This window comes from Jongsikchunia kroppenstedtii DSM 45133 (assembly GCF_000380485.1).
Classification (GTDB): Bacteria; Actinomycetota; Actinomycetes; order Mycobacteriales; family Mycobacteriaceae; genus Jongsikchunia; species Jongsikchunia kroppenstedtii.
The window spans coordinates 278,343-300,167 of the sequence record NZ_AQYG01000047.1 but is presented as its reverse complement, the minus strand read 5'-3'; the positions used below and the strand labels follow the sequence as shown (position 1 = coordinate 300,167).

22 protein-coding genes and 1 riboswitch are annotated in these 21,825 nt (G+C 69.2%); of the genes, 21 read left to right on the top strand and 1 reads right to left on the bottom strand.

Annotated features, from left to right (window positions below):
* Nucleotide 1: 1 nt before the first annotated feature.
* The 6 genes from G341_RS0112435 (at nt 2) to coaBC (ending at nt 5,104) form a co-directional block, all read left to right on the top strand.
* Nucleotides 2-1,297 carry a sensor histidine kinase gene (locus tag G341_RS0112435; protein WP_018179477.1) on the top strand — a complete coding sequence of 432 codons (1,296 nt, stop codon included), beginning with the start codon at nt 2-4 and terminating at the stop codon, nt 1,295-1,297.
* An 11-nt stretch (nt 1,298-1,308) separates the two neighbouring features.
* Nucleotides 1,309-2,181: an alpha/beta fold hydrolase gene (locus G341_RS0112430; protein WP_026303601.1), complete on the top strand. Its 873-nt coding sequence runs from the start codon at nt 1,309-1,311 to the stop codon at nt 2,179-2,181.
* 378 nt (nt 2,182-2,559) lie between these two features.
* Complete coding sequence (mihF, locus tag G341_RS0112425) at nt 2,560-2,877, top strand: integration host factor, actinobacterial type (RefSeq protein ID WP_026303600.1); 318 nt, start codon at nt 2,560-2,562, stop codon at nt 2,875-2,877.
* The gene (gene gmk, locus G341_RS0112420; protein ID WP_051092788.1) at nt 2,867-3,463 is read left to right on the top strand and encodes a guanylate kinase; all 597 of its coding nucleotides are present in this window, start codon (nt 2,867-2,869) and stop codon (nt 3,461-3,463) included. Before mihF ends, gmk begins: the two co-directional genes overlap by 11 nt.
* 58 nt (nt 3,464-3,521) lie before the next feature.
* Nucleotides 3,522-3,827 carry a DNA-directed RNA polymerase subunit omega gene (gene rpoZ, locus G341_RS0112415; protein WP_051092776.1) on the top strand — a complete coding sequence of 102 codons (306 nt, stop codon included), beginning with the start codon at nt 3,522-3,524 and terminating at the stop codon, nt 3,825-3,827.
* A gap of 50 nt (nt 3,828-3,877) precedes the next feature.
* The gene (gene coaBC, locus G341_RS0112410) at nt 3,878-5,104 is read left to right on the top strand and encodes a bifunctional phosphopantothenoylcysteine decarboxylase/phosphopantothenate--cysteine ligase CoaBC (RefSeq protein WP_018179472.1); all 1,227 of its coding nucleotides are present in this window, start codon (nt 3,878-3,880) and stop codon (nt 5,102-5,104) included.
* A gap of 22 nt (nt 5,105-5,126) precedes the next feature.
* On the opposite strand, the gene G341_RS0112405 is transcribed toward coaBC, so the two are convergent.
* Entirely contained in the window at nt 5,127-5,993 is an 867-nt protein-coding gene (locus G341_RS0112405; protein WP_018179471.1) for an MOSC domain-containing protein, read from the bottom strand.
* 122 nt (nt 5,994-6,115) lie between these two features.
* On the opposite strand from G341_RS0112405, the gene metK reads away from it, so the two are divergent.
* The 15 genes from metK (at nt 6,116) to G341_RS0112330 (ending at nt 21,823) form a co-directional block, all read left to right on the top strand.
* The gene (gene metK, locus G341_RS0112400; protein WP_018179470.1) at nt 6,116-7,327 is read left to right on the top strand and encodes a methionine adenosyltransferase; all 1,212 of its coding nucleotides are present in this window, start codon (nt 6,116-6,118) and stop codon (nt 7,325-7,327) included.
* The gene (locus G341_RS0112395; RefSeq protein ID WP_018179469.1) at nt 7,324-9,393 is read left to right on the top strand and encodes a primosomal protein N' family DNA-binding protein; all 2,070 of its coding nucleotides are present in this window, start codon (nt 7,324-7,326) and stop codon (nt 9,391-9,393) included. Before metK ends, G341_RS0112395 begins: the two co-directional genes overlap by 4 nt.
* A gap of 18 nt (nt 9,394-9,411) precedes the next feature.
* Complete coding sequence (gene def, locus G341_RS0112390; RefSeq protein ID WP_018179468.1) at nt 9,412-9,996, top strand: peptide deformylase; 585 nt, start codon at nt 9,412-9,414, stop codon at nt 9,994-9,996.
* Entirely contained in the window at nt 9,996-10,937 is a 942-nt protein-coding gene (fmt, locus tag G341_RS0112385; RefSeq protein WP_018179467.1) for a methionyl-tRNA formyltransferase, read from the top strand. The genes def and fmt overlap by 1 nt, the downstream gene beginning before the upstream one ends.
* The gene (locus G341_RS0112380) at nt 10,934-12,334 is read left to right on the top strand and encodes an RsmB/NOP family class I SAM-dependent RNA methyltransferase (protein WP_018179466.1); all 1,401 of its coding nucleotides are present in this window, start codon (nt 10,934-10,936) and stop codon (nt 12,332-12,334) included. The genes fmt and G341_RS0112380 overlap by 4 nt, the downstream gene beginning before the upstream one ends.
* 17 nt (nt 12,335-12,351) lie before the next feature.
* Nucleotides 12,352-12,951 carry a TetR/AcrR family transcriptional regulator gene (locus G341_RS21965; protein ID WP_018179465.1) on the top strand — a complete coding sequence of 200 codons (600 nt, stop codon included), beginning with the start codon at nt 12,352-12,354 and terminating at the stop codon, nt 12,949-12,951.
* Nucleotides 12,952-13,011: 60 nt separating this feature from the next.
* Entirely contained in the window at nt 13,012-13,671 is a 660-nt protein-coding gene (gene rpe / locus G341_RS0112370) for a ribulose-phosphate 3-epimerase (RefSeq protein ID WP_018179464.1), read from the top strand.
* A 22-nt stretch (nt 13,672-13,693) separates the two neighbouring features.
* Nucleotides 13,694-14,704, top strand: coding sequence for a bifunctional diaminohydroxyphosphoribosylaminopyrimidine deaminase/5-amino-6-(5-phosphoribosylamino)uracil reductase RibD (gene ribD, locus G341_RS0112365; RefSeq protein ID WP_018179463.1), 1,011 nt, complete (start codon nt 13,694-13,696; stop codon nt 14,702-14,704).
* Nucleotides 14,705-14,723: 19 nt separating this feature from the next.
* A riboswitch (FMN riboswitch) is annotated at nt 14,724-14,912 on the top strand.
* A 70-nt stretch (nt 14,913-14,982) separates the two neighbouring features.
* On the top strand, nt 14,983-15,594 hold the full coding sequence (locus G341_RS0112360) for a riboflavin synthase (RefSeq protein ID WP_018179462.1): 612 nt from the start codon (nt 14,983-14,985) through the stop codon (nt 15,592-15,594).
* Entirely contained in the window at nt 15,591-16,883 is a 1,293-nt protein-coding gene (locus G341_RS0112355; protein WP_018179461.1) for a bifunctional 3,4-dihydroxy-2-butanone-4-phosphate synthase/GTP cyclohydrolase II, read from the top strand. The genes G341_RS0112360 and G341_RS0112355 overlap by 4 nt, the downstream gene beginning before the upstream one ends.
* A 112-nt stretch (nt 16,884-16,995) precedes the next feature.
* Nucleotides 16,996-17,475, top strand: a complete 480-nt coding sequence (gene ribH, locus G341_RS0112350) for a 6,7-dimethyl-8-ribityllumazine synthase (protein WP_018179460.1) — start codon at nt 16,996-16,998, stop codon at nt 17,473-17,475.
* Nucleotides 17,468-17,917 (top strand): PH domain-containing protein, encoded by a 450-nt coding sequence (locus tag G341_RS0112345; RefSeq protein ID WP_245556981.1) that lies wholly within the window; start codon nt 17,468-17,470, stop codon nt 17,915-17,917. The genes ribH and G341_RS0112345 overlap by 8 nt, the downstream gene beginning before the upstream one ends.
* Nucleotides 17,918-17,927: 10 nt before the next feature.
* Entirely contained in the window at nt 17,928-19,916 is a 1,989-nt protein-coding gene (gene uvrC, locus G341_RS0112340; protein WP_018179458.1) for an excinuclease ABC subunit UvrC, read from the top strand.
* The gene (rapZ, locus tag G341_RS0112335) at nt 19,876-20,835 is read left to right on the top strand and encodes an RNase adapter RapZ (RefSeq protein WP_051092785.1); all 960 of its coding nucleotides are present in this window, start codon (nt 19,876-19,878) and stop codon (nt 20,833-20,835) included. Before uvrC ends, rapZ begins: the two co-directional genes overlap by 41 nt.
* Before the next feature lie 13 nt (nt 20,836-20,848).
* Nucleotides 20,849-21,823, top strand: a complete 975-nt coding sequence (locus tag G341_RS0112330; protein ID WP_018179456.1) for a gluconeogenesis factor YvcK family protein — start codon at nt 20,849-20,851, stop codon at nt 21,821-21,823.
* Nucleotides 21,824-21,825: the final 2 nt, after the last annotated feature.

Below are 21,825 nucleotides of genomic sequence, written 5' to 3'. Positions count from 1 at the left end.
CATGGGCGACGTGACGCCGGGCGCGGCAGGTGTCGAAGCATCGGCCATCCGGAACGTGATGGCCGAGCATGCATCGCGCGGGCTGCAGGTGCAGGCGATGCTGCGAATGCTGCTGGCGTTGTTCGTGATCGGTGTCGTGGCATTCGATCCGCCGGTCAACAATGAGGCCGCGACGGTCGCGGTGGCGGTGCTCTACGCCGCGTGGTGTGTGCTCCTGCATACCGTGTTGTTGCGCCGACCCCGGCTGGTCGGCCGGCTCGCGGTGATCTCGCCGTTCGTCGACATGCTGGCGTTGACGGTGCTGGCGGTCCTGGCGAGCCGATCGAATGTCGAGAGCTGGACGTCGGACATTCTGATCGCCGGGTTCGCACTGATCCCGGTGATCGCGGCGACGCAGCTCAGTCCTGCGGTGTCGGCGGTGGTGGCCGTGCCGACCGTGGTCGTCTACTTCCTCGCATCGGTGGCCGGGCGAGTGGCCAACGGGCGTGAGCCCTGGTCGTCGATCCTGCTGCGGACCGGCGTGATCGCCGCGTTGTGCCTGGGCAGTGTCTGGTTGTCACGGATTCAGCGGTCCCGTGTCGACACGATCGCTGCGCTGGCGCGTGATCGGTCGCTGCTGCTGGACGAGGTGCTTCAGATCGAGGCCCGCGAGCGGGGCCTGCTCGCCGAGTCGTTGCATGACGGCGCGCTGCAGTACGTCCTGGCGGCGCGTCAGGAACTGGGCGATCTGCATCCGGAGTCCGGCCGCATCGGCATGAACGGCGCGACGACGGTCGGCACGCTGGGCCGCGTCGACGACGCGCTCCGACAGACGACCGCACTGCTGCGCACCACGTTGACCGGGCTGCATCCGGCAGCGCTGGAACAGCATGGGTTGGCCGCGGCGCTCGACGACGCGGTGAAGCCGCTGTCGGCGAACGGGGTTCAAGTGCTGGTCGATACCGCCGGCTGGCCGGCGGGCACCACCGCCGTCGATCAGCTGCTGTTCGCCACCGCGCGCGAGCTGTTGCAGAACGTCGTGAAACATGCGCGCGCGGGTCGGGTGGAGGTCACCGCCGAATGCGGCGACGGACAGGCCCGATTGGTGATCGTCGACGATGGTGTCGGGATATCGGAGGCCGCCGCCGACCCCGAACGACAGGCGGCCCGACTGCGAGATGGACACCTCGGGCTGATCTCCCGGCGGGTCCGGCTGGAGGCGCAGGGCGGCGCGCTGTCGATCGGTCCGGCGCCGAACGGTGGCACGGTGGCGATTGCGCTGGTGCCGATGTTGCCGGTGAACGAAACGGGGCACTGAGGAGGCATGACATGACGGTTATCGATACGGCTCGCGGTCCGGTGGAATACGACCAGTCCGGAACGGGGGTGCCGGTCGTCGTGCTGCACGGGAGTCCGGGCGGGATCGACGCCGCGGCGTTGATGGCGAGAATCCTCCCGGCCGACCGTGTCACGTCGATCGTCCTGTCGCGTCCTGGCTACCTCGGTACGCCGCTCGACTCCGGCCGCACGCCGGATGAGCAGGCCGACCTGGTCATCGCGCTGCTGGACACCCTCGGCATCGATCGGGCGGGCGTGTTCACCTGGTCGGGCAGCGGTCCGATGGGATATCGGCTGGCCGTGCGCCATCCGGAGCGCATCCGGGCGCTGGTGGCCTTCGCCGCCCTCAGCAAACCGTTCGTCGAACCCCGGCCGGGCCTGGCCGATCGGCTGATGTTCGATACAGGCGCGGGCCGCCGGATGGTCCGGACACTGGTCAAGTATCGGCCGGGGGACATCGTGGCCGGGGCGTTGAGCAGCGAGAGCAGCCTGCGCGGCGACGAGCTCAAGGCCGCCGTCGCCGCTGTGATGTCCGACCCCGCGGCCCGGAGCTTCGTCCTGGATATGACGCCCACCGCTTTCAGGGACCGAACGCGCCGCCGTGGTTACGACAACGATCTGGCCCAGTTCGAGGCGTTCGGTTCGCTGGAATTGGCGCAGGTCACGACGCCGACGCTAGTCGTGCAGGGAACCGCGGATACCGACGTGACGCCCGATCACAGCGAGCACGCGGTCGAGGAGATACCCGGCGCGGAGCTGCTGAACATCGCCGGTGGCAGCCATTTCGCCCTGTTCGCGCATCCGGATGCCGCCGCGGCGCAGCGTCGCGTGGTCGATTTCCTGACCGCGGACATGCCCGGTTGATCGGAAGAAACCGACAAAACGGTCTGCGACACGCGCAAACCTGCAGGAAAATTGGGTTTTCGCCGGTGAGAACACCAGTAACACCCATCACAACCGCTGGTGACCGCCCGAAAATGTGTGCTGTGTCACTTGGTGGGCGAAACATGTTGCTGTCCAAATAGATTCGCGGATTCGGAAAATTTTGGACGTCATAGCGAGACGCTCGCCGATGTGAGGCCGCCGGACGCGATACCGCACGCGATTTCATGGGAAAACGCCGGGGTAGGGGTCGCAAATCGCAGGTGAGGTGAGTACGGTCGCTTTCGCTGCCTCAAAAGGCGCTGGTGGTCATCGCGAACGCGGCGACCGCCACGACGAACCACACGATATGGAGGAACCGTGGCCCTTCCACAGTTGACCCCGGAGCAGCGCGCAGCTGCGTTGGAGAAGGCCGCAGCTGCCCGTCGCGCACGCGCGGAGCTGAAGGAGCGCCTGAAGCGCGGCGGCACCGATCTCAAGCAGGTGCTCAAGGACGCTGAGACCGATGAGATCCTCGGCAAGATGAAGGTGTCGGCGCTGCTCGAGGCCCTGCCCAAGGTGGGCAAGGTCAAGGCGCAGGAGATCATGACCGAGCTGGAGATCGCGCCGACCCGTCGGCTGCGTGGACTGGGCGACCGTCAGCGCAAGGCGCTGCTCGCCAAGTTCGATCTGGGCTGAGGTTCTGAGCGCACGAACTAACGGTTCGAGGGGTCGGCTGGTTGTACTGGTCGGCCCCTCGGCCGTTGGAAAATCAAGTGTGGTCCGCCGGCTGAAGGAACTACTGCCGGAACTTGTGTTCAGCGTCTCGGCGACCACGCGGGAGCCGCGGGCGGGCGAGCGGGACGGTGTCGACTATCGCTTCGTCAGCCGTGCCGAATTCGATCGCATGATCGACGCCGGCGAACTGCTGGAATGGGCCGAAATCCACGGTGGCCTGCAGCGATCCGGCACGCCGGCGCAGCCGGTCCTGGATGCGATGGCGGCGGGCAAGCCGATCCTGGTCGAGGTCGATCTGGCCGGTGCCGACAACGTGCGGGCGCGGATTCCGGAGGCGATCACCGTCTTCCTGGCGCCGCCGAGCTGGGATGTCCTGGTTGAGCGACTGACCGGGCGGGGCACCGAGACGCCCGAGGTCATCGAGCGCCGACTGCAGACCGCGCGCGAGGAATTGAGCCGCGCGAACGACTACGACCACGTCATCGTGAACGACGAAGTCGACCGAGTGGCCAAGGAGTTGGTATCCTTGCTGGTCGGACCAGACTGAACCGCAGAAAAGTTCCGAGCCGAGTCCTCACCAGAGCAACAGCCGTAGGAGATCTTCGTTGAGCACCCCCACCCCGATCGACGCCGTGACCGCCGCGGACGAGCAGTTCGACGCGTACGACACGCCGCTGGGCATCACCAACCCGCCGATCGATGAGCTGCTCGAACGCGCCTCCTCGAAGTACGCGCTGGTCATCTACGCCGCCAAGCGCGCGCGCCAGATCAACGACTACTACAACCAGCTCGGCGACGGCATTCTCGAGTACGTCGGCCCGCTGGTCGAGCCGGGTCTTCAGGAGAAGCCGCTGTCGATTGCGATGCGCGAGATCCACACCGACCTGCTCGAGCACACCGAAGGCGAGTAGTCACCGGCCTGTTCGTGCACGCTGAAGGGCGAGACGGGGGCGAGGACACCATGTCGAACATCGTCATCGGGGTCGGCGGCGGCATCGCCGCCTATAAGGCCTGCTCGATCATCCGGCACTTCACCGAGTCCGGCCATCACGTTCGGGTCATCCCGACCGAATCCGCGCTCGAATTCGTCGGCAGAGCCACGTTCGAAGCGCTGTCCGGCAACCCGGTGCAGACTGGTGTCTTCGCCGACGTTCCGCAGGTCCCGCACGTGCGGCTCGGCCAGGAGGCCGACCTGGTGCTCGTCGCACCGGCTACGGCGGATCTGATGGCCCGGGCCGCAGCCGGCCGCGCCGACGACCTGTTGACCGCAACCCTGCTGACGGCCCGCTGTCCGGTGGTGTTCGCGCCCGCGATGCACACCGAGATGTGGGAGCACCCCGCGACGGTGGCCAATGTGCAGACACTGCGTGATCACGGCGCGACGGTCCTGACGCCCGCCTCGGGACGGCTGACCGGCGCCGACACCGGTGCGGGACGGCTGCCGGATCCGCAGGAGATCGCGCTGCTCGGCGAGCTGATGCTCGAACGTCCCGACGCGCTGCCCCGCGACCTCGAAGGTGTGCGGGTACTGGTCAGCGCCGGCGGAACCCGCGAGCCGCTCGATCCGGTCCGCTTCCTCGGCAACCGCAGCTCCGGCAAGCAGGGCTACGCGCTGGCGCGGGCGGCTGCCCAGCGCGGCGCGCGCGTGACACTGGTCGCCGGTACCACCGCCGACCTCGCCGATCCGGCGGGTGTCGACGTCATCCGGATCACCACGGCCGACCAGTTGGCCGCTGAAATCGCCACCCGCGCAACCGAAACCGATGTGCTGATCATGGCGGCGGCGGTCGCCGACTTCAAGCCGCTGTCGGTGGCCGATTCGAAGATCAAGAAGAACGGCGACCGTCCGGCGCCGATCGAACTGGACACCAACCCCGATATCCTGCGCGCCGCGGTGACCGCACGGGCGGCCGGTGACATCACGGCCGAGACAGTGATCGTGGGCTTCGCGGCGGAGACCGGCGACGAGCACGGTGGAGTGCTCGATCACGGCCGGGAGAAGCTGGCGCGCAAGGGGTGCGACCTGCTCGTCGTCAACGCCGTCGGCGACGGCAAGGCGTTCGGGATGGACGACAACACCGGGTGGATCCTCGCCGACGGCGGCCAGGAGACGGCGCTGCCGCTGGGTTCCAAAACACTGATGGCAACCCGCATCCTCGACTCGGTCAGCGGAATCCTCAAGCGCTAGAACGACTTTTCCGGACGCCCTGTCACCGCGGCGGACCGCCACGATGGTCGACGGCGTCCAGAATTTCGACGCCGTCGCCGACGGTGAGAGCGGCGTCATCGTCTACGGAGACCTCGGGAATGACATTGACCCCGAACCAGGACTGACCGTCGAAACGCCGGTGCTTGGCCAGTGTCGCCAGCGGCTCGCGGCCGCGTTCGCAGCTGTCCGGATCCGTGGTCGTCAGGATGCACCGCGCCGACCCCTTGGTCACCCGAAAGGTGACCTCGCCCAGCCGGATTCGCCGCCAACCGTCCTCGATCCACGGGTGCATGCCGGTGCCGGCGATCACCGCGTTGGGTCGGAATCGGCGCATGTCCAGGGGAGCCTCGTCGGCGAAGCGGCCCTCGGCGATCAGATCGTTGAGCGCATCGAGGGATGCGGTCGTGCAGACCAGCAGGGGATAGGCATCGGCGAACGAGACCCGATCGCCGGGCAGTGACCAATCCGGATTCGTCGGCCGGTCCTGCGGTCGGCGCTGGTACATGAGCCGCACCGGGTCGCCGGTGAGCGCGCTGAACCAGGCGTGCGCCGCGGTGCCGGCATCCACACCGGTGGCCGGCTTGCGGTGCACCGTCACCGCCTCCGGCGGGCCGTCGGGGACCGCCACGACCAGCGTGTCGATGCCCGGGCGATTCAGGGTGAGCGTCGCGGTCGCGGGGTCGAACTCGGCCGTCACCGACAGCAGCGACGGGTACACGCGGGCGGTGGCGCATTCGCCGTCCGCGCCGATCAGCATCCATCGGCGATCCCCGCGCAGCCCCCAGGGATCCAGCTCGGCATGCCGCAGATCGTGCCCGCGCGTCGACTTCACCGGGTAGCGATGCAGCGACGCGACCTCAAGGGGCATTCCAGCAGTCTGGTCCCTGCATCCGGCCGGAGTCCAACTCAAGGGGAGTCCAAAGGGGCGGCAACGACACGCTGCGACTACTGTCGTGGTGTTGCCCGAGTTTCGACGCGAGAGGGATATTTGTGAGCACCGGTAGTCGGCTATTCACCAGCGAATCGGTCACCGAGGGTCATCCGGACAAGATCTGTGATGCCATCAGCGATTCGATCCTCGACGCGTTGCTGACGGCCGATCCGCGGGCGCGCGTGGCCGTGGAGACCCTGGTCACCACCGGCCAGGTGCACGTGGCCGGTGAGGTGAACACCTCCGCCTACGCCGACATCCCCAAGATCGTCCGCGACAAGGTCCTCGAGATCGGCTACGACTCGTCGGCCAAGGGCTTCGACGGCAATTCCTGTGGTGTCAATGTCGCGATCGGCGCCCAGTCGCCGGAGATCGCGCAGGGTGTCGACAACGCCTACGAGTCGCGGGTCGAGGGCATCACCGAGGACGAGATCGCCAAGCAGGGCGCCGGCGACCAGGGGCTGATGTTCGGCTACGCCTCCGACGAGAGCCCGGAACTGATGCCGGTCCCGATCGCGCTGGCCCATCGCCTGTCGCGGCGGCTGACCGAGGTCCGCAAGTCCGGCGTGCTGCCGTACCTGCGTCCGGACGGCAAGACGCAGGTCACCATCGAATACGACGGCGACAAGCCGGTCCGCCTCGACACCGTGGTCGTCTCCACCCAGCACGCCGCCGACATCGATATCGACGGCCTGCTCACCCCGGACATCCGCGACAAGGTGCTCGGCTCGGTCTTCGCCGATATCGACCTGCCGACCCTGGACACCTCCGACGTGCGTCTGCTGGTCAACCCGACCGGCAAGTTCGTGCTCGGCGGTCCGATGGGCGACGCCGGTCTGACCGGCCGCAAGATCATCGTCGACACCTACGGCGGCATGGCCCGCCACGGCGGCGGCGCGTTCTCCGGCAAGGACCCGTCGAAGGTCGACCGCAGCGCGGCGTACGCGATGCGCTGGGTCGCCAAGAACGCGGTCGCCGCGGGCCTGGCCAACCGGATCGAGGTGCAGGTCGCCTATGCCATCGGCAAGGCCGCGCCGGTCGGCCTGTTCGTCGAGACGTTCGGCACCGAGAAGGTCGACCCGAACCACATTCAGAAGGCGATCTCCGAGGTCTTCGACCTGCGTCCGGGCGCGATCATCCGCGACCTCGACCTGCTGCGGCCGATCTACGCGCCGACCGCCGCGTACGGCCACTTCGGTCGTACCGACATCGATCTGCCGTGGGAGAACACCGACCGCGCCGCCGACCTGAAGGCGGCCGCCGGCTTGTGACGGACCAGGTCGCCCGCGACAAGGCGGCCAAGGTCGCGCGCAACCGCGCGCCGAAGGCCGCCCCCGTGGCGGCCCCAACCCGGCCGATCGCCCGGGTCCTGCCGCTGCTCGGGCTGGCCCATCTCGATCGCGAGTTCGACTACCAGGTCGACGCCACACAGGACGAGGCGGCACAGCCGGGCGTCCGCGTGCGTGTCCGCTTCGCGGGCCGGCTGGTCGACGGCTACCTGATCGAGCGTCGCGAGACCACCGATCACCCCGGCAAGCTCGGCTGGCTCGAGCGTGTGGTGTCGCCGGAACAGGTGCTGACGCCGGAGCTGCTGCGATTGTCGCGGTTGGTCGCCGACCGCTATGCGGGCACGCTGACCGACGTGCTGCGGCTGGCGATTCCGCCGCGTCATGCCCGCACCGAGCAGGCCGCGCCGAAGGAGCCCGCGGCGCCGATCGGATCAGCGCCCGACCTGGCGAACTGGGCCGAATACACCCACGCCCAGCAGTTCGTCACCGCAATGGACTCCGGCGCCGGGCCGCGGGCCGCCTGGCAGGCGCTGCCGGGGGAGGACTGGCCGCGCCGTCTCGCCGAACTCGCCTGTCACACGGTGACTTCCGGAAAGTCGGCGATCATCGTCGTGCCGGATCAGCGGGATCTGAATCGGCTGGAGGCCGCGTGCACCGAGCTGCTCGGTGATCATGTCGTCGCGCTGGCCGCCGGGCTCGGGCCGTCGGCCCGGTACCGCCGGTGGCTGCAGGTGCTGCGCGGCGCGGCCACCGTGACGATCGGCACCCGCAGCGCGATCTTCGCGCCCGCGCGCGATCTCGGACTGATCGTGGTGTGGGACGACGGCGACGAGAGCCTCTGCGAACCGCGCGCGCCGTACCCGCACACCCGGGAGGTGGCGGTGCTGCGGGCCCACGACGCGTCGGCCGCCCTGGTCATCGGGGGTTATTCGCGCACCGCCGAGACCCAGGCGCTGGTCGACTCCGGCTGGGCGCACGATCTGGTCGCTCCCAGGAACACGGTGCGCGAGCGGATGGGCCGGGTGATCGCGCTGAGCGACGCCGACGAGCGGATCGCGCGCGACCGGCTGGCCCGCGCCGCCCGCATTCCGACCATCGCCTTCGACACCGCGCGCCGGGCGCTGGACGCCGACCGGCCGGTGCTCGTCAGCGTTCCGCGCCGCGGCTACGTCCCGGCATTGGCCTGCGCGTCCTGCGGACAGCCGGCCCGATGCCGTCGTTGCCACGGCCCGCTGCAGTTGGTGGCGCCGGAGGCGCATCGTGGCTCCGCACCTGCCGAGATGCAGTGCCGGTGGTGCGGCCATGGACAGAATCCGTTCCGCTGCGCGGATTGCGGCGGCACCCGGGCGCGGGCGATCGTCGTCGGCGCCAAGCGGACGGCCGAGGAACTGGGCCGCGCGTTCCCGGGGGTCGCGGTCGTGACATCCGGCGGATCGACCATCGTCGACGACGTGCCCGACGGTCCGCGACTGGTCGTCGCGACGCCCGGGGCCGAGCCGGTCGCCGAAGCCGGCTACGGCGCCGCACTGCTGCTGGATACCTGGGCGATGCTGGGGCGCGCCGATCTGCGGGCCGCCGAGGAGGCGCTGCGGCGCTGGCTCGGCATAGTCGGTCAGGTCCGCGGCGATGGCACCACCGTGCTGCTCGCGGACGCCGGGCTGCCGGTCGTGCAGGCGGTGATCCGCTTCGATCCGGTCGGATTCGCCGGTCACGAGCTGGCGAGCCGCGCGGAGGTGGGCCTGCCGCCCGCGGTGACCATGGCGTCCGTCGACGGGGCCGTCGGCGACATCACGGACTTCGTGTCGATGATCGAGCGGCCCGAGGGCATGGACGTCCTGGGACCCGTGCCACTGCCCGTGGGTGCCCGCCCGCCGGCCGGTATCGACGCCGCCGCGCCGGACGCGGACGTGCAGCGGATCCTGTTGCGGATCAACCGCGGTCGCGGCCGAGAGCTCGCCGCCGCGCTGCGGACCGCGCAGGTGCTGCGCGCCACCAGCCGCGCCACCGGGACCATCCGTGTCCAGATCGATCCGCAACAGATAGGCTGATCAGGCGAAAGAGGTGTCATGACAGTCCAATCCATCGTGTTGTATCCCGAGGCCGTGCTGCGTACGCGGACCGAAGAAGTCACCGAGTTCGACGACAAGCTCGGCGCGCTCGTCGACGACCTGCTGGAGACCATGAAGGCGCACGGCGGGGCCGGGATCGCCGCCAACCAGATCGGCTCACTGGCGCGGGTTTTCGCGTTCGACTGCGGCGGTCACTACGGCCATATCGTCAACCCGGTCTGGGAACCCGTCGGCGATGCTCGGCAGACCGGACCCGAAGGCTGCCTGTCGATTCCGGGAGTCCGGGCCGACACCACCCGCTATGACACGGTGACGGTGCGCGGCTTCGATCGGCACGGCCAGCCCATCGAGATCACTGCGGACGACATCATGGCGCGCTGCATCCAGCACGAGACCGATCATCTCGACGGGGTGCTGTTCCTGCAGCGGCTCGACCCCGACACCCGCAAGGCGGCGATGCGTGCGGTGCGCGGAACCGCTTGGTACACAGAGTCCCTCGTAACCACGGACAACCCCGGCCAGTATCCGGTCGACTACGTCAATGAGAACCAGGCTGCGCCTGGGGCGAATCAGGAGAACTAGTGCGGCTCGTCTTCGCCGGAACACCGGAGCCGGCGGTACCCGCCCTGCAGCGGCTCATCGACTCCGAACATCACGAGGTGGTGGGGGTCATCACCCGCCCCGACGCCGCCAGTGGCCGCGGCCGGAAGGTGCACCGCTCGCCGGTCGGCGAACTCGCCGACGCGGCGGGCATCCCTGTCATCACGCCCGCCAAGCTGGCGGAGCCGGATGCCGTCGCCCAGCTGCGCGAATGGGCTCCCGACTGCTGCCCGGTCGTCGCCTATGGCGGGCTGGTGCCCGCCGACCTGCTGGACCTGCCCGAACACGGCTGGGTGAACCTGCATTTCTCGCTGCTGCCGGCCTGGCGCGGCGCGGCCCCGGTGCAGGCCGCCATCGAGGCCGGGGACGAGATGACCGGTGCCGCCACCTTCCGCATCGAGAAGGGGCTCGACACCGGCCCGGTCTTCGGCGTGGTCACCGAGCCGATCCGGCCGCAAGACACCAGCGGCGACCTGCTGGAGCGCCTCGCCGATGCCGGCTCGATGCTACTGGAGAAGACGATGGACGGACTCGCCGCCGGCGAGCTGCAGGCGGTCCCGCAGTCGGCCGACGGTGTCAGCACCGCGCCGAAGGTGGATGTGGCGCATGCGCAGATCGATTGGGCGCGGCCGGCATTCATCATCGACCGCAAGGTGCGCGCGATGACACCCGCGCCCGGCGCCTGGACGACGCTCGGCGATGACCGATTGAAGCTCGGCCCCGTCACCCCGATGCCGGACGGCGTTCCGGGACATGACGGTCCGGTTCCGGCCGGCGCGGTCGTCGTCACCAAGAAGGCGGTATTCGTCGGCACCGCAACCGATGTCGTGCGGCTGAGCACCGTGCAGGCGCCCGGCAAAAAGGCCATGGCGGCGGCCGACTGGGCCCGCGGTGCCCGCGTCGATGGCGAGGTGCTGCGATGAGCCGCGACGGTCGCGATCAGCGTGATGGGGACAAGCAGCGCAATGTGACGACCCGGCTGGATCCGGTGCGCATGCTCGCTGCCGATGTCCTGGCCGCGGTGCGCGAGTCGGACGCCTACGCGAACCTCCTGCTGCCCAGGTTGATTCGCGAACGCCGGCTGGACACCCGGGACGCCGCGTTCGCCACGGAACTCACCTACGGCACCTGTCGCGCGCAGGGTGTACTCGACCAGATCATCGAGTCGGCGTCCGGTCGGCCGGTGAGCCAGATCGACGGACCGGTGCTCGACGCGCTGCGGTTGGGCAGCTATCAGCTGCTGCGCACCCGCGTGGGAGCCCACGCCGCCGTGTCGACCTCGGTCGACCTGGTGCGCCGGCGAGCGGGTCACGGCGCGGTCGGATTCGCGAATGCGGTGCTGCGCAAGATCTCCCAGAAGGACGAGGAGCTCTGGGTGGACGCCCTGGCCCCGTCGATGGCCGACGACCTGCTCGGCAACCTGGCTTTCCGGTACGCCCACCCGCGCTGGATCGCCGAGGTGTTCGATCGCGCGCTCGGCGGGTCGATGGGGCAGCTGCAGGCCGCGCTGGCGGCCGATGACGCGCGCCCGATTACCCATCTGGTGGCGCGGCCGGGGCAGATCACCGCGGATGAGCTCGCCGCCATCACCGGCGGCGACACCGGACGGATGTCGCCGTACTGCGTCTACCTCGACGGCGGCGACCCGGGAGCGCTCGAGCCGGTCCGAGAGGGGCTGGCCGGCGTGCAGGACGAGGGCAGTCAGCTGGTCGCCCGGGCCGTCGCGATGGCGCCGCTGGAGGGGACCGGCGACCGATCGGAGCGCTGGCTCGATCTCTGCGCCGGGCCTGGCGGCAAGGCCGCGTTGCTCGGGTCGCTGGCGGCGATCGACGGTGCGACGGTCGACGCGGTCGAGCCGGCGGAGCACCGCGCGAAGCTGATCGAGCAGGTGACCGCGGAGCTGCCGGTCACCGTGCATGTCGCCGACGGTCGCAGCAGCGGTCTGACGCCGGGCTACGACCGGGTGCTGGTCGATGCGCCCTGCTCGGGCCTGGGCTCGCTGCGTCGCCGGCCGGAGGCGCGTTGGCGGCGTGGACCGGCCGAGCTGCCGGGGCTGATCGCGCTGCAGGGCGAACTCCTCACCGCGGCAATCGAACTCACGCGCCCTGGCGGCATCGTCGGCTACTCGACATGTTCGCCGCATCCGGACGAGACCGTCGGCGTGGTGCGTGCGGCGGTTGACTCCGGTGCCGTGACGCCGATCGACGCGCGCGAGCTGATCCCGAACGGGACGGATCTCGGCGACGGCCCGTGGGTGCAGCTGTGGCCGCATCTGCACGGCACCGACGCGATGTTCCTGGCCCTGCTCCGGAAGAACTGACGGGTCGGGAGAACGGCATGGCACAGGTTCGACGGACACAGGCCGAGCGGCGCGAAGCCACCCGGACGGCGATCCTCGATGCGACCATCTACGTGCTGGTCAAACGCGGTTACGCGGGCCTGACCACAGAGGCGATCGTCCGCAAGGCGGGTGTCACCCGCGGCGCCCACGCGCACTACTTCACCTCCAAACCCGATCTGCTGGTCCAGGCGCTCGACCGGCTCTCGCAGCAGATGCGCGCGGAAGTGCAACGCACGCTGGGGAAGACGAGGATCGACTATCCCGAGCTGCTCGACCGGATGTGGCAGGTGCATCGCGGGCCGCTGTTCACCGCCTCCCTGGAGCTGCACGTCGCGGCCCGCACCGACCGCGAACTGGGCGCCCATCTGCATCGCTTCGACCATGAACTGACCGAGCAGCTGCGCACCCTGGCCGCGCAGTACCTACCGGACCTGGTGCGGAAGCCGGCGTTCAGCCGGGTCGTGACCACCGCGCTCGCGGCGATGCGGGGAGTGGCGGTGCTGGGATTCACGGCGCCGCCGGAAACGGTCGATCGCACCTGGCAGCACGTGCGAGCGGAGCTGGTGCGGGCCGGAGAATCGGCCTTCGACGGCTAGGATTCGACCGTGACTGTGTCAAGAGACTCCGGGTCTGCCGATTCCGGTTCGTTCCATCCGATGATCGCGCCGTCGATCCTGTCCGCCGACTTCGCCAACCTGGCCGCCGAGGCGGCCGCCGTGTCGAACAGTGACTGGCTGCATGTCGACGTGATGGACGCGCATTTCGTGCCGAACCTCACGCTGGGGCTGCCGGTCGTCGAAAGTCTGTTGCGCCGCACCGATATTCCGATCGACTGCCATCTGATGATCGAGGATCCGGGTCGCTGGGCGCCGCCGTATGCGGAGGCCGGCGCCTACAACGTGACCTTCCACGCCGAGGCCACTGACGACCCACTGTCCGTCGCGCGCGATATCCGCGCCGCCGGCGCGAAGGCAGGCCTGTCGATCAAGCCGAACACGCCGCTCGAGCCGTATCTGGAGATCCTCAAGAGCTTCGACACGCTGCTGGTGATGAGCGTCGAGCCTGGATTCGGTGGCCAGTCCTTCATCCCCGAGGTGCTCGACAAGGTGCGGCGGATGCGCACGCTCGTCGACAGCGGGGAGCTGCAGATCCTGATCGAGATCGACGGTGGCATCAACGCTGCGACGATCGAGGAGGCCGCGGAGGCCGGGGTCGACTGCTTCGTCGCGGGATCGGCCGTGTACGGCGCCGAGTCGCCGGGTGCCGCGGTGGAATCGCTTCGGCAGCAGGCATTGTCGGCCGCACATCGGCACTGACACCATGACGCCGGCGGAGCTTATGCGACGGGCGCTCGCCGAATCGGCGGGCGCTCAACCGCTCAGCACCCCGAACCCGCCGGTCGGCGCGGTCATCGTGGACAGGTCGGGCGCCGTCGTCGGCGTCGGACACACCCAGGAGGCGGGCGGTCCGCATGCCGAGGTCGTCGCCCTGGCCGCGGCCGGCGATCACGCGGCCGGCGGCACGGCCTACGTCACGCTCGAACCGTGCAATCACACCGGCCGCACTGGTCCCTGCGCACAGGCGCTGATCGCCGCGGGCATCGCCGCCGTGCACTACGCGATGGCGGACCCCAACCCGTCCGCGGCCGGGGGTGCCGCGACCCTGCGCGCGGCCGGGGTCGAGGTGACGGCCGGCCTGCTGGCCGACGAGGTGGCCGCCGGACCGCTACGGGCCTGGCTGCACCGGCAACGCACGGGCCGTCCGTTCGTGACGGCGAAGTTCGCTGCGACCCTCGATGGTCGCAGCGCGGCGCCGGACGGCACCAGCCAGTGGATCACCGGACCGCAGGCCCGCGAGTACGTGCACGCCGAACGCGCGCGCCTCGACGCGATCGTCGTCGGCACCGGCACCGTGTTGGCCGACGATCCGGCCCTCACCGCGCGCCATCCGGACGGCTCGCTGCACCCGCGGCAACCCCTGCGGGTGGTGGTCGGCGAGCGCGACATCCCGGAGACGGCACGGGTTCTCGACGACTGCGCGCCGACGCTGATCCTGCGGACCCGCGATCTGTCGGCGGTGCTGGACGAGATCGGCGATCGCAGCAATGTTCAGGTCGAGGGTGGTCCGCGATTGCTCGGCGCGTTCGCGGCCGCCGGGCTGGTCGATCGGGTGCAGGCCTACCTCGCGCCGGCGCTGCTCGGCGGCGGCACCGCAGCCGTGGTCGACCCCACTGTGCGCACGTTGACCGAAATTCACCGATTCCGTCGCGAAAGCGTCGTGGAGCTGGGCGAAGACCTGCTGGTGACGCTTGTCCCGGTTGCCGGGAGGGTCGATCCGACACAGGTTTGACTGTGCTAATTTCGATGGTGGATGTTCTCAGGGCGGGGTGAAATTCCCCACCGGCGGTGAGGCTCACATCCGCTGTGACGGCCAACGCCTGCAGCGACATGCGAACCGAGCCCGCGAGCGCCCGGCGTCACCCCGGTGGCGACGGGGACAAGCAGATCCGGTGCGACTCCGGAGCCGACGGTCATAGTCCGGATGAGAGAGAACCCGGGTGACACGGCACGCCGTGTGGCCCTCTTCTCGCGCTGGGTGTCCGCCCATAACCGACCCACAGGAGCGCGATGTTTACCGGAATCGTCGAAGAGCGTGGCGACATCGTCGCCTGGGAAGAGCTCGCCGACGCCGCACGTGTGACGGTCCGCGGACCACTCGTCACCTCTGATGCCGGGCACGGCGATTCGATCTCCGTCAACGGTGTCTGCCTGACCGTCGTCGACAAGCCCGAGCCCGATCAGTTCCGGGTCGACGTGATGGGCGAGACCCTGCGACGCAGTTCGCTGGGGTCCCTCGCGGTCGGCAGCCCGGTCAACCTGGAGCGCGCGATGGCGGCCGGCGGCCGGTTCGGCGGTCACGTTGTCCAGGGCCACGTCGATGCCACCGGCACGATCGCCGCGATCACGCCGGGCGAGAACTGGACTGTGATTCGAATCACGGTGCCGGTCAATCTGATTCGCTACATCGTCGAGAAGGGTTCGATCACCGTCGACGGCATCTCGCTGACGGTATCGGCCGCGTCCGCGACCGACGACCCGGCGCCGTGGTTTGAGATCTCGCTGATTCCAACCACTTTGGAGCTCACGACGCTGGGCGGTGCCGCCGTGGGGACTACGGTGAATCTGGAAGTCGACGTCATCGCCAAATATGTGGAACGCCTGACAGGAGCGGGAGAATGAACGCCAACGCACACGGCGGCCGCAAGACGCGGTTCGACACGATCGAGCGCGCGGTCGCCGATATCGCCGCCGGCAAGCCCGTCGTCGTCGTCGACGACGAGGATCGCGAGAACGAGGGCGACCTGATCTTCGCCGCCGAGAAGGCGACGCCGGAGCTGGTCGCGTTCATGGTCCGCTATACCTCGGGCTACCTCTGCGTACCGCTCGCCGGTGAGGACTGTGATCGTCTCGGCCTGCCGCCGATGTACACGACCAACCAGGACAAGCACGGCACCGCGTACACAGTGACCGTCGACGCTCGCGAGGGCATCGGCACCGGCATCAGCGCCGCGGATCGCGCGGCGACGATGCGCCTGCTCGCCGACCCGGACTCGACGGCCAGCGACTTCACCCGTCCCGGCCACGTCGTGCCGCTGCGCGCTAAGGAGGGCGGCGTGCTGCGCCGCCCCGGTCACACCGAGGCGGCGGTCGACCTCGCCCGGATGGCCGATCTGGCGCCGGCCGGCGTGATCTGCGAGATCGTCAGCCAGAAGGACGAGGGCCACATGGCCCAGACCGACGAGCTGCGGGTGTTCGCCGACGAGCACAATCTCGCGCTCATCTCGATCGCGGACCTGATCGCCTGGCGCCGCCGCCACGAGAAGCACGTGGTGCGCGTCGCCGATGCGCGGATCCCGACGCCGCACGGCGACTTCCGGGCGGTCGGCTACTCGAGCATCTACGACGATGTCGAGCACGTCGCGCTGGTGAAGGGCGATATCGGCACCGGCAACGACGAGGGCGAAGACGTCCTGGTGCGCGTGCACTCGGAGTGCCTGACCGGCGACGTGTTCGGCTCGCGCCGCTGCGACTGCGGCCCGCAGCTGGATTCGGCGATGGAAATGGTGAACGCCGAAGGCCGGGGCATCGTGCTGTACATGCGCGGGCACGAGGGCCGCGGCATCGGCCTGCTGCACAAGCTGCAGGCGTATCAGCTGCAGGACGGCGGCGCCGACACCGTCGACGCCAACCTGCAGCTCGGACTGCCGGCCGACTCCCGCGACTACGGTCTCGGGGCGCAGATCCTCGTCGACCTGGGTGTGAAGTCGATGCGGCTGCTCACCAACAACCCGGCCAAGCGAGTCGGCCTCGACGGCTACGGCCTGCGGATCACGGAGCGGGTGCCGCTGCCGATCCGCCCGAACCCGGAGAACCTGCGTTACCTGCGCACCAAGCGGGATCGGATGGGTCACGACCTCACGGGTCTCGATGATCACCATCTGGACGATGGCGGGGAGGCGCCGGCGTGAGCGAGCGGCAGCGAGCGAACCATCAAGAACAGTGCGGGGCGTGCCTCATGCGCGCACGGAGCGAAGCGAGTACGTGCATGAGGTCGCGGCAGCGAACGAAGCGAGTACGCGCATGAGCGGAAGCGGTGAGCCGACGCTGGAGTTGACCGGCGCCGACGGCCTGCGCGTGGCGATCGCGTGCTCCCAGTGGCACGAGACCATCTGTACCGCACTGCTTGCCGGGGCCGAGAAGGCCGTGGCGGCGGCGGGTGCGGTCGATCCGACGATCATCCGCGTCGCCGGCGCGATCGAATTGCCTGTGGTCGCGCAGGCCCTGGCCCGCACCCACGATGCGGTGGTCGCGCTCGGCGTGGTGATCAAGGGCGAGACGCCGCATTTCGAATACGTCTGCGACGCGGTCACCGCCGGTCTGACGCGGGTGTCGCTGGACGAGAGCACTCCGGTCGGCAACGGCGTGCTGACCACGCTCACCGAGCAGCAGGCGCTGGCTCGGGCCGGGCTGCCGGACTCGACCGAGGACAAGGGCGGCCAGGCGGCCACCGCGGCGATCGCGTCCGCGCTGGCCCTGCGCGAGATCAGTGCCCGTGGCTAGTTGGGAGCTCGAGTATCGGCCGACGCGTAGCCCGCGCTACGCGTGGGCGATCGCGATCGTGCTCGTCGTCCTGCATGTGACATTCGGTGCGCTGATGCGTGTGTCGAGCACCGGAACCCATTTTCGCGTCACCGACGAGGTCGGGCTCGCGATGATCGGTGTGGTCCTCGCGGGCTGCGTCCTGCTGTTCACCCGGCCCCGGCTGCGCGTGGGGGCCGACGGTGTCGCGGTTCGAAACCTCTTCGCGGAGCGGATGTTCGACTGGGAATCGGTGCGCGGCATCTGGTACCCGGACAAGGGCGCCTGGGCGCGACTGGAGCTGCCGGAGTACGAACATGTGCCGATGATGGCCGTGCAGGCGCTCGACGGTAACCGCGCGGTGACCGCGATGGCCCGCTTCCGCGAGCTCCGCGAAAAGTACGGTGTCACCCTCGCGGACTAACCTGAAGTCCGTGGCAGATCCCGCGTCCTACCGGCCCGCACCGGGGACCATTCCGACCGATCCCGGGGTATACAAATTCCGCGACCAGCACGGTCGCGTCATCTACGTGGGCAAGGCCAAGAACCTGCGGTCGCGGCTGACGTCGTATTTCGCCGATCCGTTGTCGTTGCATCCGCGGACGCACCAGATGGTGACCACGGCCGCGTCGGTCGAATGGACCGTGGTGTCCACGGAAGTCGAAGCGCTTCAGCTGGAATACAACTGGATCAAGGAGTTCGATCCGCGATTCAACGTCCGGTACCGGGACGACAAGAGCTACCCGGTGCTGGCGGTCACGATGAACGAGGAGTACCCGCGGCTCTTCGTCTATCGTGGTGCGCGGCGCAAAGGAGTGCGGTATTTCGGCCCGTATTCGCACGCCTGGGCCATCCGCGAGACGGTCGACCTGCTGACCGGGGTCTTCCCGGCGCGCACGTGTTCGAACGGAGTGTTCAAGCGGCACAACCAGATCGGGCGACCGTGCCTGCTCGGCTACATCGACAAATGCGCGGCGCCATGCGTGGGGCGGGTCGATGCCGACCGGCATCGGCAGATCGTCGAGGACTTCTGCGACTTCCTGTCCGGCCGCACCGACCAGTTGATCAAGCAGTTCGAGGTCGAAATGAATGCGGCCGCAACCGATCTGGACTTCGAGCGGGCCGCGCGGCTGCGCGATGACATCACCGCGCTGCGCCGGGCGCTGGAGAAGCAGGCCGTGGTGCTGGGGGATGGCACCGACGCCGACGTGATCGCAATGTCCGGCGACGAACTCGAGGTCTCGGTACAGATGTTCCACGTCCGCGGGGGGCGTGTGCGCGGCCAGCAGGGCTGGGTCGTGGAGACGGCCGACGGCTCGGGCGGAAACGACACCGAGCCCGAGCAGGTGCATCAATTCCTCACCCAGTTCTACGCCGAGCATCCGGTCCCGCGGGAGATCCTGGTGCCCGCGCTGCCGACGGACGTCGCCCAGGTGCGGCGCTGGCTGTCGGAGCAGCGGGGCAGCGGGGTCGACCTGCGGGTACCCCAGCGCGGTGACAAGAAGACGCTGTTCGAGACGGTCACCCGCAATGCGGCCGACGCGCTGGCACAGCACAAGCTCAAGCGGGCCGGCGATCTGACGACGCGGTCGGCCGCGCTCACCGAGATCCAGGAGACCCTGGGCCTCGACAGCGCACCGCTGCGCATCGAGTGCATCGACATCTCGCATGTGCAGGGCACCGATGTGGTCGCGTCCCTGGTGGTGTTCGAGGACGGGTTGGCGCGCAAGTCCGACTACCGCCACTACAGCATCAAGGAGGCGGCCGGCGACGGTCGATCCGATGACGTCGGGTCGATCGCCGAGGTCACCCGGCGGCGGTTCCTGCGGCACCGGGCGGGCGGCGACGAGACGCAGCCGGCGGAGAATCCGGATCGGCCGGGCATCAATCCGGAGACCGGACGACCGCGCCGGTTCGCTTATCCGCCAAACCTTTTCGTGGTCGACGGCGGTGCGCCCCAAGTGCATGCGGCGGCGGCGGTGCTCGACGAGCTGGGCATCACCGATGTCGCGGTGATCGGCCTGGCGAAGCGGCTGGAGGAGGTCTGGGTCCCCGGCGACGACGAGCCGGTCATCTTCCCGCGCAGCAGCGAGGCGCTCTTCCTGCTGCAGCGGGTGCGCGACGAGGCCCACCGGTTCGCGATCACCTTCCATCGCAGCAAACGCAGCCGGCGGATGACTGCGTCGGTCCTCGACGGGGTGCCCGGTCTGGGCAGCACCCGGCGGGCGGCGCTGGTCACGCATTTCGGCTCGGTCGCGCGCCTGAAGCAAGCCAGCATCGAGGAGATCACCGCTGTCCCCGGTATCGGCGAGGCGACCGCCGTGGCCGTTAGGGATGCCCTCGCCGATCCCGCGGGGGACAATGATCGCGACGCCGGCGGCGATGGACCGGATACCGAGAGGGGTGCACGTGGACGATCCTGAGACGCAGAACGTCGACATCGACGTTCTGCTCGTGATCGGGGTGTCCGGTGCCGGTCGCGGCACGGTGGCCAAGGTGCTCGAGGACGCCGGTTGGTATGTCGCGGACAATGTGCCGTCGACGCTGATCTCGCGCATGGTGCAGGTCGCCCGCGAGGGTGAATCCGGGGCGTCCGGCGGCGAGCAGGCGGGTCCGGTCGGGTCCCGCTTGGCCGTCGTGGTGCGCACGGGCGCACGCAATTTCGCCTCCGAGCTGGCGTCGGTGCGCCGTGAGCTGCGCGAGATCGGGGTGACGCCCAAGGTGCTCTTCCTGGATGCGTCCGACTCGGCGCTGGTGCGCCGGTTCGAGCAGGTGCGACGCGGACATCCGTTGCAGGGCAGTGGGACTCTGATGCAGGGCATCGCGGCCGAGCGGGAGATCCTGGCGTCGGTGAAGCATCAGGCGGATCTGGTGGTCGACACCTCGCTGCTGTCGGTGCAGCGGTTGCGCGAGATCATCGAGGACGCCTTCGCCGAGGACTCCCGCCTGCTGCTCAACGTCGCGGTGCAGTCGTTCGGCTTCAAGTACGGGCTGCCGATCGACGCGGATCTGGTGGCAGACGTGCGTTTCCTGCCGAATCCGCACTGGGTGCCGGAGCTGCGGCCGCACAACGGGCAGGACGCCGACGTCCGCGACTACGTGCTCGGTCAGGTGGGGGCGAGCGAGTATCTGGATCTGTACGCTCGACTGGTCGGCCTCACCGCCGACGGATACCAGCGAGAAGGCAAGCGCTACATGACGATCGGGGTCGGATGCACCGGCGGCAAACACCGCAGCGTGGCAATGACGGAGGCACTGGCGGAACGCCTCTCGCGGCCGGATCCGGAACGTCCGTACCAATTTGCGGTGCGGGTGATGCATCGCGATCTGGGGCGCGAATGAAGTCGGGGTCGGTATGAAAATCGTCGCCCTGGGCGGGGGCCATGGACTGTACGCGACGCTGCTGGCGATGCGGCGGCTGTCCGATGATGTGACAGCGGTGGTCACGGTCGCCGATGACGGCGGGTCGTCGGGCCGGCTCCGGGCCGAACTGGATGTCATTCCGCCGGGCGACCTGCGGATGGCGATGGCGGCGCTGCTGTCGGCGGACGGCGACCAACGGTCGCATCAGCGGGCCGCGGTGCTGCAGCATCGATTCGGTGGCCACGGCGCGCTGGCCGGGCACCCGATCGGCAATCTGCTCCTGGCCGGGATGAGCGAGATGCACGGCGACGTGGTCAGCGCCCTCGACACCCTGGCCAACGCGCTCGGCGTGCGGGGCCGGGTGCTGCCGATGTCGGTGTCGCCCTTGCAGATCGAAGCGGATGTGTCCGGGCTCGAGGCCGATCCGCGCATCAGCCATCAGATCTCCGGTCAGGTCGCAGTGGCGACCACGCCGGGCAAGGTGCGTCGGGTACGGCTCGTGCCACCCGATCCGCCCGCCTGCGACGACGCGATCGCGGCCATCGATGCGGCCGATCTGGTCGTGCTCGGCCCGGGCTCGTGGTTCTCCAGCGTCATCCCGCATGTGTTGGTGCCGGCGCAGCTCGCGGCACTGTCGGCCACGCGGGCGCGTAAGGTTCTCATCGTCAACCTGGCGCCGGAACCCGGTGAGACGGCAGGGTTTTCGGTCGAACGGCATCTGCATGTGCTGCATGCGCACGCCGACCGGCTGCCGATCGACGACGTGGTGGTCGATTCCGGCAGCGTCCCGGTCGGGCGGGAGCGCGAGCATGTGGAGCGGGCGGCGGCGATGTTCGGTGCGGCGTTGCACGAGGGCGAGCTCGCGGTACCCGGCACGCATACCCACGACCCGGGTAAAGTCGCGGAGCTGATCGATCGGCTGTGCAATAGTGAATCGGGCTCAACAAAACGGAAAGAGGACGCGTAGCA

Excerpts from the sequence above, each read along its gene's own strand:
- G341_RS0112435 (WP_018179477.1), top strand. The coding sequence starts at position 2 with ATGGGCGACGTGACGCCGGGCGCGGCAGGTGTCGAAGCATCGGCCATC.
- G341_RS0112430 (WP_026303601.1), top strand. The coding sequence starts at position 1,309 with ATGACGGTTATCGATACGGCTCGCGGTCCGGTGGAATACGACCAGTCC.
- coaBC (WP_018179472.1), top strand. The coding sequence starts at position 3,878 with ATGTCGAACATCGTCATCGGGGTCGGCGGCGGCATCGCCGCCTATAAG.
- G341_RS0112405 (WP_018179471.1), bottom strand. The coding sequence starts at position 5,993 with ATGCCCCTTGAGGTCGCGTCGCTGCATCGCTACCCGGTGAAGTCGACG.
- def (WP_018179468.1), top strand. The coding sequence starts at position 9,412 with ATGACAGTCCAATCCATCGTGTTGTATCCCGAGGCCGTGCTGCGTACG.
- G341_RS0112380 (WP_018179466.1), top strand. The coding sequence starts at position 10,934 with ATGAGCCGCGACGGTCGCGATCAGCGTGATGGGGACAAGCAGCGCAAT.
- G341_RS21965 (WP_018179465.1), top strand. The coding sequence starts at position 12,352 with ATGGCACAGGTTCGACGGACACAGGCCGAGCGGCGCGAAGCCACCCGG.
- rpe (WP_018179464.1), top strand. The coding sequence starts at position 13,012 with ATGATCGCGCCGTCGATCCTGTCCGCCGACTTCGCCAACCTGGCCGCC.
- ribD (WP_018179463.1), top strand. The coding sequence starts at position 13,694 with ATGCGACGGGCGCTCGCCGAATCGGCGGGCGCTCAACCGCTCAGCACC.
- G341_RS0112360 (WP_018179462.1), top strand. The coding sequence starts at position 14,983 with ATGTTTACCGGAATCGTCGAAGAGCGTGGCGACATCGTCGCCTGGGAA.
- G341_RS0112355 (WP_018179461.1), top strand. The coding sequence starts at position 15,591 with ATGAACGCCAACGCACACGGCGGCCGCAAGACGCGGTTCGACACGATC.
- ribH (WP_018179460.1), top strand. The coding sequence starts at position 16,996 with ATGAGCGGAAGCGGTGAGCCGACGCTGGAGTTGACCGGCGCCGACGGC.
- rapZ (WP_051092785.1), top strand. The coding sequence starts at position 19,876 with ATGGACCGGATACCGAGAGGGGTGCACGTGGACGATCCTGAGACGCAG.
- G341_RS0112330 (WP_018179456.1), top strand. The coding sequence starts at position 20,849 with ATGAAAATCGTCGCCCTGGGCGGGGGCCATGGACTGTACGCGACGCTG.